At 57.3% G+C, this 16,742-nt stretch carries 10 protein-coding genes and 1 tRNA gene; 8 read left to right on the plus strand and 3 right to left on the minus strand.

Annotated features, from left to right (window positions below; translation table 11 throughout):
* Positions 1 to 357 precede the first annotated feature (357 nt).
* A complete protein-coding gene (gene purL, locus Pla100_RS14275; RefSeq protein ID WP_146578372.1) occupies positions 358 to 3,366 on the minus strand; it encodes a phosphoribosylformylglycinamidine synthase subunit PurL in 3,009 nt (1,002 codons plus the stop codon).
* 708 nt (positions 3,367 to 4,074) lie between these two features.
* On the minus strand, positions 4,075 to 4,983 hold the full coding sequence (locus Pla100_RS14280) for a prephenate dehydrogenase (protein ID WP_231603052.1): 909 nt from the start codon (positions 4,981 to 4,983) through the stop codon (positions 4,075 to 4,077).
* Between the two features lie 102 nt (positions 4,984 to 5,085).
* Here Pla100_RS14280 and serB point away from each other — a divergent pair, with 102 nt between their 5' ends.
* The 3 genes from serB to Pla100_RS14295 are packed head-to-tail and all read left to right on the plus strand — an operon-like array spanning position 5,086 to position 9,996.
* Positions 5,086 to 6,360, plus strand: coding sequence for a phosphoserine phosphatase SerB (serB, locus tag Pla100_RS14285; protein ID WP_146578373.1), 1,275 nt, complete (start codon positions 5,086 to 5,088; stop codon positions 6,358 to 6,360).
* A 1-nt stretch (position 6,361) separates the two neighbouring features.
* Entirely contained in the window at positions 6,362 to 8,188 is a 1,827-nt protein-coding gene (locus tag Pla100_RS14290; RefSeq protein WP_231603053.1) for an ABC transporter ATP-binding protein, read from the plus strand.
* The gene (locus Pla100_RS14295) at positions 8,185 to 9,996 is read left to right on the plus strand and encodes an ABC transporter ATP-binding protein (RefSeq protein WP_146578374.1); all 1,812 of its coding nucleotides are present in this window, start codon (positions 8,185 to 8,187) and stop codon (positions 9,994 to 9,996) included. The genes Pla100_RS14290 and Pla100_RS14295 overlap by 4 nt, the downstream gene beginning before the upstream one ends.
* A 348-nt stretch (positions 9,997 to 10,344) precedes the next feature.
* Here Pla100_RS14295 and Pla100_RS14300 read toward each other — a convergent pair whose 3' ends face one another.
* Positions 10,345 to 11,475: a VWA domain-containing protein gene (locus Pla100_RS14300; RefSeq protein WP_146578375.1), complete on the minus strand. Its 1,131-nt coding sequence runs from the start codon at positions 11,473 to 11,475 to the stop codon at positions 10,345 to 10,347.
* Between the two features lie 112 nt (positions 11,476 to 11,587).
* On the opposite strand from Pla100_RS14300, the gene metK reads away from it, so the two are divergent.
* The 5 genes from metK (at position 11,588) to Pla100_RS14325 (ending at position 16,742) form a co-directional block, all read left to right on the plus strand.
* Positions 11,588 to 12,775: a methionine adenosyltransferase gene (metK, locus tag Pla100_RS14305; RefSeq protein ID WP_146578376.1), complete on the plus strand. Its 1,188-nt coding sequence runs from the start codon at positions 11,588 to 11,590 to the stop codon at positions 12,773 to 12,775.
* On the plus strand, positions 12,775 to 13,722 hold the full coding sequence (locus tag Pla100_RS14310) for a metallophosphoesterase family protein (RefSeq protein ID WP_146578377.1): 948 nt from the start codon (positions 12,775 to 12,777) through the stop codon (positions 13,720 to 13,722). Before metK ends, Pla100_RS14310 begins: the two co-directional genes overlap by 1 nt.
* A gap of 62 nt (positions 13,723 to 13,784) precedes the next feature.
* Positions 13,785 to 13,858 (plus strand) — tRNA-Arg (locus Pla100_RS14315).
* A 47-nt stretch (positions 13,859 to 13,905) separates the two neighbouring features.
* The gene (locus tag Pla100_RS14320) at positions 13,906 to 14,643 is read left to right on the plus strand and encodes an NAD(P)H-hydrate epimerase (RefSeq protein ID WP_146578378.1); all 738 of its coding nucleotides are present in this window, start codon (positions 13,906 to 13,908) and stop codon (positions 14,641 to 14,643) included.
* Between the two features lie 443 nt (positions 14,644 to 15,086).
* Entirely contained in the window at positions 15,087 to 16,742 is a 1,656-nt protein-coding gene (locus tag Pla100_RS14325) for a GumC family protein (RefSeq protein WP_146578379.1), read from the plus strand.

The raw sequence follows: 16,742 nt of genomic DNA on the forward strand, positions 1-16,742 counted from the left end.
CGGTCTGTTGATTTAGTCGTTTAACGGCAAGCCGAAGGCGTCGGCGATGCCCCCAATTGACGCCTACGGCTTGCCGTTAAACGAAAAGGGGTCGCGATACCACTAAATCAACAGCCCGCTAGCGGGCTGTCGGTTTAATCGTAACCCGAAGCGTCAGCGAGGGATGAGTCAGTATCAATGATCCCTCGCTGACGCATCGGGTTACGATTAAATCAACAGCCCGGTGAGCGAGAGATTCATACAAAGGACTTAATGGTGATCAATCCCTCTCTCACGCTTCGGGTTACGATGCAAACTAAATCAACCGCCCGCTAGCGTTAAAACGGCTAATAAACCGAATGACTTCACTCGACGTGCTTAATGCCAATCCAAGGGGCTCTGCCAAGCGGATTTGGCGGCTTGGATATCGACCATGAGGACTTCGTTGCCCGCATCGAGAATACGGACCGAGGAGGTCGCGTTGACTTCGCCCAAACGAGCGGCCGGAACACCGGCGTCGGAAAGACGCTTGGCCACCGCGTTGGCATTATCCTGTGCGACTTCGATCAGGAAACGAGTGTTGGATTCACTGAATAGCAATTCGGCTGACGTTAAACCACCATCGGTCCGATCGATCGTGTCGAGTTGAAGGTCCAGGCCTAGACCGCCGGCCAATGCCATCTCGGTAGCCGCGACGGCGAGTCCGCCTTCGCTTAGGTCGTGGCATGATCGCAATTCGCCCGCCATGATCGCCGCGTGGACGGTGGCGAAGACATTCTTGGCGTAACTGGGGTCCACCTTCGGAACTTCGCCGCCGGATTGGTTTTCGACCAATGAGTAATGGGAACCGCCGAGTTCGCGGTGGGTCTTGCCGACCAAGAAAACGACGTTGCCGGCTTCTTTCAAATCCATCGTGACGGCTTTGCGGACGTCGTCCATTTGGCCCATCGCACTGATTAGAAGGCTCGGCGGGATGCCGATCGTTTGCTTGTCGCCGGACTCGTCGAAATAGCTGAACTCGTTGTTCAAACTGTCCTTGCCGCTAACGAACGGTGTGCCCAACGTGACCGCCATGTCTTGACAAGCGATCGCGCTGCGGACGAGCGAACCGAGCGTTTCGGCGCGGTCGGTGTATCCCCAACAAAAATTGTCCAAGATCGCGATCTTCGAGGGATCGGCTCCCACGGCGACCGCGTTTCGCATCGCTTCGTCGATCGCCGAAGCGGCCATGTGATAAGTGTCAAAATCGCCGTAGTGCGGGTTCATGCCGTTGGAGATCACCAAGCCGCGGTAGCTGTTGAGCTTCGGCCGAACGACGGCGGCATCGCCGGGACCGTCGCACTGCGGGCCGACGAGCGGTTTGACGACGCTGCCGGCTTGGACCTCGTGGTCGTATTGACGAATGATCCAGTGCTTGCTGGCCACGTTGTAACTTCCCAGGATTTTCAACAGCGTTTGCGTGTTGGCCTGGGCATCGCGTGCGGGAATCTTCAGTTCCGTGGTCGCCGGGGGCTTATAGACTGCATCGCGAATCACCGGCGGGCGGCCGTCGTGCAGGAACGACATGGCGATATCGCCGACGGTGGTCCCGTTGTAGGTCAGCTTCAAACGTCCGGTCGGCGCGAACCGCCCGATCGCGGCCGCCTCGACGCCTTCGCTTTCGCACAAACGACGCATCGCCTCCCATTTTTCTTCGGGAACGGCGAAGACCATTCGTTCTTGCGCTTCGGAGATCCAAATTTCGGTGTAGGTCAGCCCGTCGTATTTCAGTGGGGCTTGATCCAACCAAACCTCGGCACCGAGTTCTTCACCCATCTCGCCGACGGCGCTACTGAATCCGCCCGCACCGCAGTCGGTGACGGCGTTGTACAGGCCCGCGTCGCGGGCCTGCAGCAACACGTCGAGGACCATCTTTTCGGTGATCGCGTTGCCGATTTGGACCGCGCCGCCGGAGAGCGATTCCGATTCACTGGTCAATTCGGCGCTGCTGAACGTCGCCCCGTGAATCCCGTCGCGTCCGGTTCGACCTCCCACGGCGACGATCAAGTCGTTCGCCTTGACTTCTTTGTCTTCCATTCCGACCGGGATGATTCCGACGTTCCCGCAATAAACCAGCGGGTTGCCCAGATAGCGATCGTCAAAGAACACGGCACCGTTGACCGTCGGGATGCCCATTCGGTTTCCGTAATCACGAACGCCCGAGACGACACCTTGGATCACCCGTCGTGGATGCAACACGCCCGGCGGCAAACTCTCCGGTGCAACGTCTGGTTTCGCGAAACAGAACACATCCGTGTTGCAGATCGGCTTGGCGCCCATACCGGTGCCCATCGGGTCGCGGATCACGCCGCCGATGCCGGTGTTGGCACCGCCGTAGGGTTCCAGTGCCGAGGGGTGGTTGTGCGTTTCGACTTTGAAGCAAACATGGTCTTGTTCGTCGAACGTGACCACACCGGCGTTGTCTTTGAAAACACTGACGCACCAATCGGCGTCGCCCAGGCTGCGGCGGATCGTTTGGGTGGCTTCAAAGATGGTTTCCTTGAGCATGTTGTTGTATTGCCGTTCATCGCCCAGCGGTGTCCCGTCGGCCGACGGACCGCGGTAGTGGATTCGTCCGGCGAGTGTCTTGTGGCTGCAGTGTTCCGACCAAGTTTGAGCGACCGATTCGAGTTCGATGTCGGTGGGGTCGCGATCGAGCGAAACGAAATGGTCGCGGATGGTTTGCATTTCGACGAGCGTCAAGTAGAGCTGGCCGTCCTTGGAAAGCTTTTCCAAACCCGCATCATCGAGTTCGCGGATCGGAACGCGAACGAGTTCGAATTCACCACTTGATCCGACGTCGAGACGATCCATTTGCAGCGGACCGATCACATAGGCTTCGATGGAATCGTTCGACAATGCTTTGCGGCAAATCCTTTCCAAGCCATCGTCGTCGACGCCCGCGATCCAAAATTTACGAAACGTGCGGACGGCCTGGGTAGCGAAACCACTGTCGGCGAGGGCTCCGAGCGTTGAGGCGGCGACGGGGTCCATCACACCCGGCTTACTCATCACGTGTACCAAATGCGGGGCGTCGTCGATGCCGCGATCGGCGAGCGTTTCGATCATCGTTTCGGGTGGTTCGGCGAGCGTTTCGCGGGCGGCTTCGTCGGCACCTTGATCGATCCGCGACACCACGGTGCGTTCGGTGACCGCATCGGCGAGCAGGCTCGCACCGATCTGTTCGGCTTGGTCAGCGTCGAGGTCGCCTTGGAGCAGGTATCCATGCGCGGCGGCGACGACCAAGTCATCGCCGAGGCCGAGTTGGTGGATCTCGTCGGCGGTTTGTCGACCGGCACGGTCGGTTTGGGTCGGGTTGGGATGGATATCGATTTGCCAAAGCGGCATGACGGAGACCTGTGAGAAACGGTTCGAGCGGCGCGAAAAAACCGGCCAATGCGAGGCACAAATTTGCCAGGCCAGAATGTATTTGAAGTTCCGCGATTGAACAGCCCGGGATCAAGGGCCGGCTAGTCCTCGAAGGGTTCGCGTGTGCGGATGGGAGTCGCGGAGCGACCGAAGCAGTTAGCCCCATGCGTGAGCAATCTTGATCCTACACATCTTTTTGACCCCCACGAGCTCGTCTCGTGGGTGAATAAGGTTCGCAGCTAGACACCGACGCCCTCCCAACCTTCGGAGTTCAACTTGTGCTCGCTGCTTGAAGCGGCGAGCACAAGTTGAACTCCGAAGGTTGGAAAAACTGCGGCTTGTGTCTAGCTTGCCAACCTCGGCTTCCTGCCAGACGAGCTGGCAGGGCAGCAATCCATGAGGACTTGTGGGGTATAAAGAGTGCGTAAGCATGGGGAGGGTATCTAGTCCCCACGCTTACCGGTCTGTTGATTTAATCGTTTAACGGCAAGCCGCAGGCGACAGAGTTTGACAACGCAGTCGCCTGCGGCTCGCCGTTAAACGAAAACGCCCAAACGCGGACTAAATCAGCACGCCCTGACGCATGGGGCTAAATGCTATCGCGGCTCCGCCGCTGGATCACGCCGCTGGGTCATGCCGGTGAAGCTTCGTCGCGGGGGACGAACGCCGGACTCGTTGCTCCTTCCACTACGGGCGAGACTCGTGGTTTACCGCGTGGAGCCGGATCGTTTGTGCCGATCGCAACATTTCCTCGACGGCGGAATCGTCGTGCGTTTCGATGGCGTCGATCAGACTCGTCAATTCTCGTCCGATTGAGCGGAGCGAATTGACGATTGCGGTGCGGTTTTCACCGACAATGGCGGTCCAAAGTTGCGGATCGCCGGCGGCTATCCGGGTCGTGTCGAGCCATCCCGTACCGACGATCGCCTGCCCTTCGGGCGGCAGTTGCCCTGCGATCAACGAAGCCATCAGGTGCGGCATGTGGGAGGAAATCGCGAGCAGTTGATCATGCGCGTCGGCGCTCATGTGGGAAACGTTGCCACCCAAGGAACACCAAAAATCCGCGACACGCTCGACCGCCCCGGTGGACTCGAACCCCGACGGCGTCAGGATCACGGGTCGACCGACGAATAAATCGGCACGGGAATGCTCGACGCCCGTCTTTTCGCTTCCCGCGATCGGGTGGGCCGCGATAAAACGCGAGGCTGCCGTCGCGTCGGCGACGACGGCCGAAACGATGTTCGACTTGGTACTGCCCACATCGGTGATCAGGGTATTCGGATCGGCGGCGGCAATTTCGATCACCGCATGGGCGATCGCATCGACGGGAGTGGCCACGACGACCAAGTCGGCCCCCCGGACGGCCGCGGCCAACTCGGCGGTAGCCTCGTCCACGACGCCGTTTTCCATCGCGTATTGTCGTGTTTTTTCGTTGCGGGCGCAGCCGACGACGCGGGCGTCGGGCATTCGATCACGGACCGCCCTGGCGACGCTGCCGCCGAGAAGCCCCAATCCGACGACGGCGATCCGCATCGCTTGCGATGGCGTGGGGGACCGAAGTGGATCGGCATCGACGTTGTCATTGGGGTTTTTCACGGCGGGAAAGATAATCCAATCTCAGCCTCTTTCCCATCCCGTCGTCTGAATGCTGTTCATCCCGTCGTCAGAATCCAGTTGGTTCGTTACGATTCTAACATCATGATCGAATCCGCCGTTCCCGACGCCGCCACCGTGACCGTTCCGATTGCTCCGACCGCTGCCACCGTTCTGTTTCGCTTCACCGGGGAAGATCGTCCTGGTCTGACGGCTTCGTTGTCGGAACATTTCGCGAAATTTCACTGCGAAGTGATCGACGTCAACCAAGCGGTCATTCATCGTTCTTTGTTGCTCGGACTGATGGTCCGCATTCCGGCCGACCAAGATCCCAAACACGTCGTTCGCAAAATGCGGCACCGGGCGGAAAAGCTCGGGTTGAAATGTAAAGAAGCCGCGATCGACGACAACGAATACGACGATTGGGTTCAAGCGCAAGGCAAAGCTCGCTACATCTTGACGTTGCTATCGCGGGCGGTCACGTCGGAGCAGTTCGCCGCGGTCAGCCGATTGATCGCCGAGCAGGGCCTGAACATCGACGTGATCACTCGGATCTCCGGTCGACCGCCTCGGGTCAAAGATGGCAAACCCACTCGGGCGTGTGTCGAGTTTTCGTTGCGAGGTGATCCGAGCGACCCGGCGGCATTCAAAGCCGGTTTGTTGGATCTATCGAGCCGTTTGGATTTAGACCTGGCCTTTCAAAAGGACGATGCCTTCCGACGCAACCGCCGCATCGTCGCCCTGGACATGGACTCCACGCTGTTACAAGCCGAAGTCATCGACGAATTGGCCGTGGAAGCTGGTGTGGGTGAACAAGTCAAAGCGATCACCGAAGCGGCCATGCGAGGTGAGATCGATTTTGACGAATCCTTGCGACGACGGGTCAGTTCGCTCGAAGGTTTATCGGCCGATGTGTTGCCCAAGATTGCCGCAAGGTTAGAACTGACCGAGGGCGCCGAACGATTGCTTGTGAATTTAAAGCGGTTTGGGTATCGAACCGCGATCCTCTCAGGAGGCTTCACGTACTTCGGTAAGTTTTTGCAGGAACGTTTGAGCGTCGATTACGTTCATGCGAACGAACTGGAGATCATCGACGGGAAATTAACCGGCCGGGTGGTCGGCGACATCGTCAACGCCCAACGCAAAGCTTTGTTGTTGGAACAACTCGCCGAGCAGGAAGGGATTGATTGTGAACAGACGATCGCGGTCGGTGACGGTGCCAACGATCTGCCGATGTTATCCCGGGCAGGATTGGGGATCGCCTTTCATGCCAAACCGATCGTCCGTGAATCGGCCAAGCACCAAGTCTCCACGCTCGGACTGGACGCCGTCTTGTACCTGCTAGGTGTTCGAGATCGTGAGTTAATCGAACCCAACTAACGTGTCTTCCCTGGGGCCATCGCTATCGAATCACGCCGTGGTCGCTCGATTGTTGCGACTGGCATGGCGGTATCGCGGCTGGTGTTCGGCGATGCTGGTTCTGCAAGCCGTGCTGATGGGCTTGGCCGTTTTGCTGGTCCAAATCGGCGGTCTGTCGATCGACGTCATCCGATATCATGCCGAAGGCAGTGGCGAGCTTCCCGAACTCCCGTTCGGGTTCATGTTTCCGGAGGCTTGGTCACCGATGCATCAGGTAACGGCGATCGCGTCTGCCATGATCTTCGTCGCGATCATTCGCGCGACGTTGAACTTTGCGTACGCGATCGTGGCTGGCACTTTGGTGCACCACCGGATCGTGGTGGATCTGCGCAGCGAAGTGTATGCCAAGTTGCAACGGATGAGCATTCGTTTCTACACCGATCAGCCCGCCGGTACGATCATCAATCGAGTTACCGGGGACGTCCAGGCGACGCGAATGTTCATCGACGGCGTGCTGATTCAACTGTCGATTCTCGCCATGTCTTTGGTCGTGTACTTGACGTTCATGTTGCGGATCGATGTCGGTTTGACGGTGGTGTGTTTGATCACGACGCCGGTGATTTGGTTCTTGAGCATTCGGTTTGCCAATCTCGTACGACCGATGTTTGATGAATCGCGACAACGGGTCGACGAGATGGTATTGCGAGTGGCCGAATCGGTTGAAGGGATCACCGTGATCAAAGCACTCGGCCGACAAGACGCCGAGATCGAGCGATTCGCCCGAGCCAACGATGCGGTTCAAGCACAACAGTGCACGGTGTTTGTCCGTATCGCCCGATTCAACGCGACGATCCAGTTTCTCACCCAAGTCAATTTGGTCGTGCTGTTGGTTTACGGCGGTTACTTGACGTCGATCGATCGCTTGCCACTGGGCACCGGTCTGATCGTATTCGCCGGTTTGTTGCAACAATTCAGCAATCAAGTTAGCAATCTGTCCGGACTCGCCGGCACGATCCAGCAATCGTTGACCGGCGCTCGTCGCGTGTTCGAGATTCTCGATGCACCCGAGGAAGTGACGCAATGTGTTGACCCGTATCGGCCCGAGTCCATCACCGGCGAGATCCGCTTAAACGGCGTTTGGTTTGACTATTCGCCCGAGCAACCGATCCTGCGTGATATCAACTTGCACGTCCGACCGGGACAGCGGATCGCGATCCTAGGCAGCGTGGGGGCGGGGAAGTCGACGCTACTGCACTTGATTCCCAGGTTCTTTGATCCGACATGTGGCTTGATCGAGATCGACGGCGTGGATGTTCGCCGGTGGCACTTGAAGACGCTGCGTCGTGGTGTCGCGATGGTCCTTCAAGAACCACTTTTGCTGAGCAACACGATCGGCGCGAACATCGCGTTCGGCAATCCCAACGCGACTCACGAACAGGTCCGCATGGCGGCCAGATTGGCGTCGGCCCACGAGTTCATCGAAGCGTTACCCAACCGCTACGACACGATGCTAGGAGAATACGGCATGTCGCTATCGGGTGGCCAGCGACAACGCCTCGCCTTGGCTCGAGCCTTGCTAACGGATCCGGCCGTGTTGTTGTTGGATGATCCTGTTTCGGCGGTCGATCCGGAAACCGAACATGAGATGATGGAAGCCTTCACGGCGGCCTCGGTCGGACGGACGACGTTGATCGTTGCCAACCGATTGAGCACGTTGCGATCGGCCGACCGGGTGATCGTGCTCGAAAAAGGCGAGATCGTCCAATCGGGCACTCACGACCAACTGATGCGTCAAGCCGGCGTTTATCAACGCGTCGCCCATAGCCAAGGCATCGAGATCCCCTTGTGAATTCAACGTCATACCAACCGATGGTCCGCGTCGTTCGCGACCCCGATGCCGAGCCACAACGACGCCCGTTGTCGTGGAGTCTCGTCAGACGATTGTGGGACTTGATGCGACCGTATTCCAAACTGCGAAACCGTTTGACGTGGATCGTGATCGTTCGCGCGATTCAGTTGCCCGCCCTGGCATGGTCGATCGGTGCGGTGATCAACGGACCGATCACGCGCGGCGATGGGCCGACCGCGATCGTGCTTGCTTCGATGGGTGTATTGTTCTTGGCGGCTTGGACGCAAGCAACACTGGTGTATCGCCAACGATTCGCGTTGGAACTCGGTGAAGCGATCATTCACGATCTGCGATTGCAAGTCTACACGCATCTTCAACGGATGCCGATGAGCTTTTATTCGGCCACCAAGACCGGCCGCGTGATCAGTCGGATTACGAGCGATTGCGACGCGGTTCGTTCGGGAGTTCAAGACGTGTTGTTCGTCAGCATGGTGCAGGGCGGCCAGATGATCATCGCGGCAGTCGTGATGGGTTGGTATGACCTGCCGTTGCTGGGCGTGGTGCTCGCGTTCAGTCCCGTGTTTTGGTTGATCGGACGGGTGATGCGTTCACGTCTCGGCCAAGCCTACCGCGAGGTCCAAGAAAGTTTCAGCCGCGTGACCGCGACGATCGCCGAATCGGTCGCCGTGATCCGCGTGACCCAGGCTCTCGCTCGGGAGGACACCAACGCGGATCTGTTCCGGCAACTCAGTGTCGATCACGCCCGTTACAACATGAACAGCGCCCGCCAAGGCGGCATCATGATGCCGTTGCTCGAACTGACCGGCCAAATTTCATTAGCACTCGTTGTGATCGTGGCCGGCTACCGATCCATGGTCGCCGACGACCCGATGCCGGTGGGTGATCTGATCCAGTTTTGGTTCTTGACGGGTTTGTTTTTCAGTCCGATCCAAGCACTCGGCACTCAATACAACCAAGCCCTCACCGCGATGGCCGGGGCCGAGCGGGTGTTCGAGCTACTGGACCGCCAACCGGAGTGGGAAGACGCTCCCGACGCGGTCGAGATTCCGCTTCCGGCTCGCGGAAATGTTCGCATCGAAGGTTTGACGTTCGGTTATCAACCTGAACGCCCGGTGTTGCGAGACATCGACGTTAATATTCAAGCCGGACAGATGGTGGCTTTAGTCGGCGAAACGGGCAGCGGCAAGTCAACGCTCGCCAGTCTCGTCGCACGTTATTATCTCCCCGATTCGGGTTCGATCACGCTCGATGGTGTGCCGCTGAGGCAACTGTCGTCGCGTTCATTGGCGCGAGTCGTGTCCGTCGTGCCGCAACAGAATTTCTTGTTCAGCGGCTCGGTGCTGGAGAACATCATCGCCGGACGACCGGGAGCCACGCGCAAGGACGCGTTGGATGCGTTTGAGTCGCTCGATTGCCAGTGGTTGATCGATGACCTGCCCGACGGATTGGATACGGAGGCGGGACCGCGAGGAGCGCGTGTTTCGTTGGGCCAGCGTCAATTGATCTGCTTCGCCCGCGCCTTGGTCGCCGACCCGGCGGTCCTGATCTTGGACGAAGCCACCAGCGCGGTCGATTCATTGACTGAACTGCGTATCCAACGATCACTGGAACGTTTGCTGACGGATCGCACCAGTATCGTGATCGCACACCGCTTGAGCACGATCCGCAACGCCGATCAAATCCTCGTCATCGATCAAGGTCAAATCATCCAGCGAGGTCGCCATGATGAACTCGCCGGCATCGCTGGCCCTTATCAAGATCTCAATCGTCGGTTCTTGCAAAAGTAAGCGCAAGGAACCGTTCGGACATCACTTCGGCATTGGCATCGTTTTTCGTAACCCGCTGCGTAACGGTCTGTTGATTTAGTGCACGTTTGGGCGTTTTCGTTTAACGGCAAGCCGCAGGCGCCTGCGTCTTCAAACTCTGTCGCCTGCGGCTTGCCGTTAAACGATTAAATCAACAGACCGGTAAGCGAGGGATCATTGATATTGACTCATCCCTCGCTGACGCAGCGGGTTACGAAAAACCAATGCAACCGGCAAAAGTGCAACTTCAACGCGGACGCGTCGGGCTAGGAAATCAGGAAGTTATTTTCAAACGCTTACTTGGTGCACCGAAATCCGGACACACCGTGACTACTCGGATTCCAAACTGGTCACGTCGACGTATCGGTATCCGCCTCGGTTTCGCTTCGCCAATTGCTCAACGAAGGAACCATTGGGTGACGGACCGGTACCGAACTGGATTCCGTGGATGGTCGTTCCCGCCGATTCGGCACGGCGACTGATCTCGTCCAACTGGGCATCGGACATCGTTTGAATCTTCGCATCGGTCAGAAAGAAAATGACTTCGGGTGCCAAACGCAAAGCCATCTTCAAAGCCGGTTCATGCTCGGTGCCTCCGATCGCGGTCGTGTTCCGCACGAATTGTTTCGCCCGGGCGATCGTGCCTTTTTCGCCGGTGACCAAACCGATCCGATCGCCCATCGGTTTGAAGACATCGGCTTCGTCGTTGTAGAAAATAATTTGGAACTGTTGCTTCTCGGACAATGTGTCCAAACTTCGAATCAACTCGCTCTTGAGGGCTCGCAGCGGTGCGCCGCCGGCAGCCGTCATACTTTCGCTGCGGTCGAACACGTACACAAACGTCGCACCCGTTCCCGCGACGCCGAAGACCTGCGTCGTCGTCTGCCCCGCCCCTAAACCGGCGCGGGCTCGACCGGGGATCAATTCGCCGTCGCCGAGTTCGTCGATCGATCGACCGTCGCCGAGCCGGATTCGACCCATCACCAAGTCTTCGGCGGTCGCCTGAGCGTCGGATTGCCCGGTTCCCGTTTCGGTTCGGCTGTCTTGGAGGCTGACGGAGGAACCGGCATCCAGGGCCGCGATGACCGAGTCCAGATCGAACGGAGGCTTCACGGCGGAGTCCGCACCCTTCGGTTTCGCCGCCGACGCCGCCTTATTTGGCTTCGTCGTTTCTGCTGCCGAATCATTAGCCGCCGAGACACTCGCCGCCGAGACGGCCTGGGCCTCCTGGGCCACTTGGGACTCGGTGACGTACCGCGTCCGATCGGGCAAACGATGAACGACCGCCATCCCGACACTGCGAACTTCCGAAACAGGATTGGTCCCCGCCCCGGCCGATGCCCAAAAAATCACTGCCGATCCGAGCAAGACCACGTGGCTGACAACCGACGCGAGCAACGCCGTCCGGCGGCTCCGAGGCGGAAAAAGCTCGTGATTCGGGCCGCTCGCTGCGGGATTCATGCGGGTGTCGCTTTTCAATGAGGCCAAAGACGATTATTGTACTGCTTGAATTTCAATCATTGTGGTGCGATTTCGAAAATCGGTCGCCTACCAGAACCGCGGAGAACCAGTAGTGAGTAATCAGTCAGGGCGTTTTCTTTTCACCAGCGAATCGGTCAGCATGGGCCACCCCGACAAGTTGGCCGACCGTATTTCCGATAGCATTCTCGATGCCTTGTTGGCTCAAGACCCCAACAGCCGAGTCGCTTGCGAAACGCTCGTCAATACGAACCTCGCGGTGATCGCTGGCGAAATCACAACCAAAGCCGAAGTCGATTACGAACAAATCGTCCGTGACGCGATCGTGTCGGTCGGCTACACCAACGCCGACACCGGAATCGATGGCAACACTTGCGAAGTTCAAGTCCGCTTGGATTCTCAAAGTCCCGACATCGCTCAAGGCGTTAACTCCGACGACGGTATCGGCAAAGACATCGGCGCGGGCGACCAGGGATTGATGTTCGGCTACGCGTGCGGTGACACACCGGAACTGATGCCGTTGCCGATCGCCCTTTCGCATCGCATCATCAACCGCATCACCGAAGCCCGGTTCAATAAAGAAGTTGACTGGTTGCGACCGGACAACAAGAGCCAAGTGACGGTGGAATACGAAGGCAACAAGCCGGTCCGTATCGAAGCGGTCGTCGTTAGCGCCCAACACGCTCCCGGCGTGAGCAACGACGAGATCCGCAAGTTCGTCATCGAGAACGTGATCAAGCCATCGATTCCTGCTGAACTCGACAAGGGCGACATCAAGTATCACATCAACCCGACCGGCAAGTTTGAGATCGGCGGTCCGCACGGCGATTGCGGTTTGACGGGTCGTAAGATCATCGTCGACACCTACGGCGGATGGGGACGTCACGGCGGTGGCGCGTTCAGTGGTAAGGATTCGACGAAGGTCGACCGCAGCGCCGCTTACATGGCCCGCTATGTCGCTAAGAACATCGTCGCCTCCGGCCTCGCCGAACGTTGCGAAGTCCAATTGGCGTATGCGATCGGAGTGACCGAACCAGTTAGCGTCCACGTTGACACCGAAGGCACCGGCAAGATCGACGACGCGAAGCTTTGCGAACTCGTTCGCGAACATTTCCCGTTGACCCCCAGCGGAATCATCAATCACTTGCAATTGCGTCGCCCGGTCTTCGTCGCCACCACTGCCGGTGGTCACTTCGGCCGCGAAGGTGACACGTTCACTTGGGAGAAAACCGACAAAGCCGAAGCACTCGCCGAGGCGGCTGGCTTGGTCGCCACCGCTTGATGCCTCGGAACCGCGCCGATCCGCCTCATCGCGTTTCATTACGTCGTCATGATCCGTCTCAACCGATCGATGAGTCACCTGAAAACGACTCATCGTATCGATTAGCTTGGATTACCGACCCGCATTTTGATCATGCCAAGTTGGACACCTGGCGACGATGGGCCGACTCGCTCCATGAGCATCGGCCTTCGGCGATCGTGTTGACTGGCGATTTGTCCGAGGGCGATGACGTCGCCTACCAACTTCGTTGTCTAGCCGAAACGTTTGAAATACCGATTTACTTTGTTCTGGGCAATCATGATTTCTATGGTAAATCGATCGCCCAAACACGCCGCGACCTGATCGACTTGACACGCGAAGTCGATAATCTTTTCTACCTCACCGATACAGGGATCGTGATCCCAAGGGACGGTTTCGCAATCGTCGGTGAGGACGGTTGGGGGGATGCGACCCAAGGCGATTACGCCGGCTCGGTCGTCAGTCTCAATGACTTTGCCCTTATCGAAGACTTCGTCAACGCAGCTCCGCACGACTGGCAAGCGATGCTACAGCGCGAAGGCAATGAAGCGGCGGCAAGGCTAACTCAAAAGCTCAGCCGTCTAGCCGACGACGTAAAGCATGTCTTGATCGCCACGCACGTCCCGCCATATCGAGAAGCCTGTTGGTACGAAGGCAAAACGACCAACGACGACTGGGCACCGTTTTTTGTATGCGGAGCGATCGGCGACGCGTTGACCGAGATCGCCAAGTCGAACCCGAGCCGCCATTTCACGGTCTTATGCGGGCACACCCACCATGACGGTGACGCCGAAATTTTGCCGAATCTCCACGTCCACACCGGCTATTCACGATACGGAACGATCGACATCGAATCGATCATTCGCATCACCGAACAAGGCTTCCAAGTGCCACGATCGACCGGAGCCAAGAAGGCCACCGAAACTTAAACCCGAGTACCCCGTTGGAATCGGATTCGGTAGAATTTGATTTCCAGCCACTTGCCACACAGGCCCCCGTAGCTCAGCTGGATAGAGCAGCTCATTCCTAACGAGCAGGTCGCAGGTTCGAATCCTGCCGGGGGTGCTAGATTGCTTGAACAATACCATTAGGATGTCGGTTTAGGTCATCCCATGACTTCGGAGAACACCAAGACAGTCCCGATCGATCTCGCCGATCAATGGGGATGGACGACTTTGTCGGTGGAGCAGTCCCGCCAGATCGATCAAACCGCGATCGATGAGTTTGGCGTCGCTGGAATCACGTTGATGGAAAATGCCGGAACAGCGTGTGCAAATCGCTTGCTCGAAATGACTTCCGATTCGGATGCCGCGATGATCTTATGTGGCAGTGGTAACAACGGTGGCGACGGCTTCGTAATCGCCCGACATTTCCATCAAACCGGCAAACCGGTGCGAGTGCTCTTATTGGCATCGCCGCAAAAATTACGCGGCGATGCCAGACTCAGCTACGACCGGGCGGTCGAAACCGGCGTTGCGATCGAGTCGATCTTGGATGCAAGCCAAATCGCCGAGATCATCCGCTCTTCAGACGGACTGATTGTCGATTGCTTGCTGGGAACCGGAGCGAACGGCGATCCCAGAGAACCGTACGCGTCGGCAATTCGCAGTAGCAACCAATGCGCGGCAACCCGAATCGCGATCGACATCCCCTCGGGACTTCAAGGAGACACCGGCGTGGCTGGAGATCCCACCTTTCGAGCCGACCTCACGCTGACTTTCGTGACCGCCAAGACGGGAATGCGAAACCCAGACGCAATGGCCTATTTGGGCGCCATCGAAATCGTAGACATCGGCTTACCTGAGCCGATCACTGCCCCGCTCCGATCTTTCAATACCAAGAAAGATTAACTCAGGATCTACTAAAGCGAACCCTGCTACCGCAATTGGCGAGGAAGGGCATCGCGTTGCACCCGATCCTATCATCGCGAACGATTGTGACGACGATTCTGATTAGAGGGATTGTTCGACGTCAAATTGACACCAGCAAACAAGCCGAATCAGTAAGCGTGGCATCATCGGATATAGGAACTTAAGCAGCCGATCGATTGACCATAAGGCCTTCATTGGACCACTATCTGGGATTTCTTTTTTAACTTTTCCAGATTGTATGGCGATTTGGTTTCGAGAACACGGTATTCCTCCGAAGGCGTTGAAACCCGAACCGTTGGCTCGGCCTTCGGCGTTGGACCGCCAACCATCCAACTTGGGTGAATTCTTAGCGGTGTACCTTGTTGATGTCTGTGTGACTTACTAGCCTGTTTGGTAGGGTTCACGCAATTTTGGAGATTCCATTGAATCATCGCCCATTCACGATCGTCGACGCGGTGCGGGGAATCCTGCGTCGCAAAAAGTATGTTGCATCATTCTTTTTGATGACATGCTTTCTAATCGGCCTCGCGACGGCGCTGACTCGCAAATCTTATGAATCCGAAGCAAGATTGTTCATGCGTCTTGGTCGTGAGAACACGTCCCTCGACGCAACCGCCACTCTCGGCGAACATCCGGTCGTGATGCTGCCTCTGTCGCGTGAAGCAGAAATCAACTCGATCGTTGAACTGATTCAGTCCAAGCAGTTGTACGAGAATGTCGTCGATTCGATCGGTGCTGATCGCATTCTCGATCCCGATTGGGGCGACGAAGACGCCGAAGAATCCGGCGAAACATCCCTGATCTCGACAGCGATCGGGGAAGTCATGAGTTTGCTCGTCGACATCGGTGTTCTCAATGACTTGCCGGCGCGGGAAAAAGCGGTCATTCGGATTCAGAAAAAAATAGAAGTCGAAGCGTTCGAAAAGTCCAACGTCCTGACCATACGCTTCACTTCGTATTCGCCTCAGCTCGCGCAAGAAGTTGTCGATCATCTGATCGCGAACTATCAGACCCAACACGTTAACTTGCACCGACCGCCACGCGCCTTTGAATTTCTCGAGGTCGAAACCCTTCGAATTCAGGAGAGTCTCGATCAGGCAAGGAGGGACCTCGAGGACTTTAAAAACGAAACTGGGATACTCGAGTCGACGCAGCAGCGAACGGTGCTGATCGACCGCCTCGCGAAACTGAGGCTTGACCTTTTGGTAGCGGAGTCGACTGAAGCAGCGTTGAAGACCGAGGTCCATGAATTGACCGAAGGTTTGAAAGGCATGCCCGAGAATATCTCCATGTCGGAAACCGTTGGTGCCGGCAATGAAGGCGCCGATGGAATGCGTCAAGAACTGTTTCGCCTGGAAGTGCTTCGCGAGAGTCTCGCGGCTAAATACACCGATAGCCACCCCGCTTTGAAACAGATCGAAAAGCAGCTCAGAGAAACCAAGTCGCTCTTCACCAACGCTGAATCGGTACGCAAAGAATCCATCATCGGACCGAATCGAATTCACCAAGACACCGCAGTCACCCTCGAGCAGAAGCGGTCGATGCTGGCGGCCGAGCAAGCGAGGGTCGCCAAACTGCAGGCACAACTCGACGAGATGGAAAGCACCCTTCATTTGTTTACCGCCAATGAGCGTCGATTCGCAGAACTGGACCGAAACGTCGACGTTCTTGAGGCCAACTATCGAAAGTATTTTGCCAACCTCGAGCAGGCCCGCATCGATACCAAAATGAAATCGCAAGAGTTCTCGAACGTCGGGATCGCTCAGGCGGCCACACTGAACTTGAAACCATCCGCGCCTAACAAACTTATCAACTTGATTGCGGCGATTTTCCTCGGCACCGTCGGCGGCGTTGGATTGGCGGTCTTTTTAGAGTATCTCAATCCGTCCGTATCGAGCGAAGAAGACATCGAGCAGGCAGCCGGCGCGGGTGTCATCGCTTGGGTTCCCGAATTGACGGCGGATCAATTGAGATTAAGCAGCCGATCAATCCCGAATCGAAATGGATACCATGACGATTCGTTAACGAGGCTGGGGTCGTCCGCTCGTGATGTGATCTCGTCGAACGAGCAGGCATAG

Source organism: Neorhodopirellula pilleata, from assembly GCF_007859915.1.
Classification (GTDB): Bacteria; Planctomycetota; Planctomycetia; order Pirellulales; family Pirellulaceae; genus Rhodopirellula; species Rhodopirellula pilleata.

Coding starts and splice junctions, on each gene's coding strand:
- purL (WP_146578372.1), bottom strand. CDS start 3,366: ATGCCGCTTTGGCAAATCGATATCCATCCCAACCCGACCCAAACCGAC.
- Pla100_RS14310 (WP_146578377.1), top strand. CDS start 12,775: ATGCCTCGGAACCGCGCCGATCCGCCTCATCGCGTTTCATTACGTCGT.
- Pla100_RS14320 (WP_146578378.1), top strand. CDS start 13,906: ATGACTTCGGAGAACACCAAGACAGTCCCGATCGATCTCGCCGATCAA.
- Pla100_RS14300 (WP_146578375.1), bottom strand. CDS start 11,475: ATGAATCCCGCAGCGAGCGGCCCGAATCACGAGCTTTTTCCGCCTCGG.
- serB (WP_146578373.1), top strand. CDS start 5,086: ATGATCGAATCCGCCGTTCCCGACGCCGCCACCGTGACCGTTCCGATT.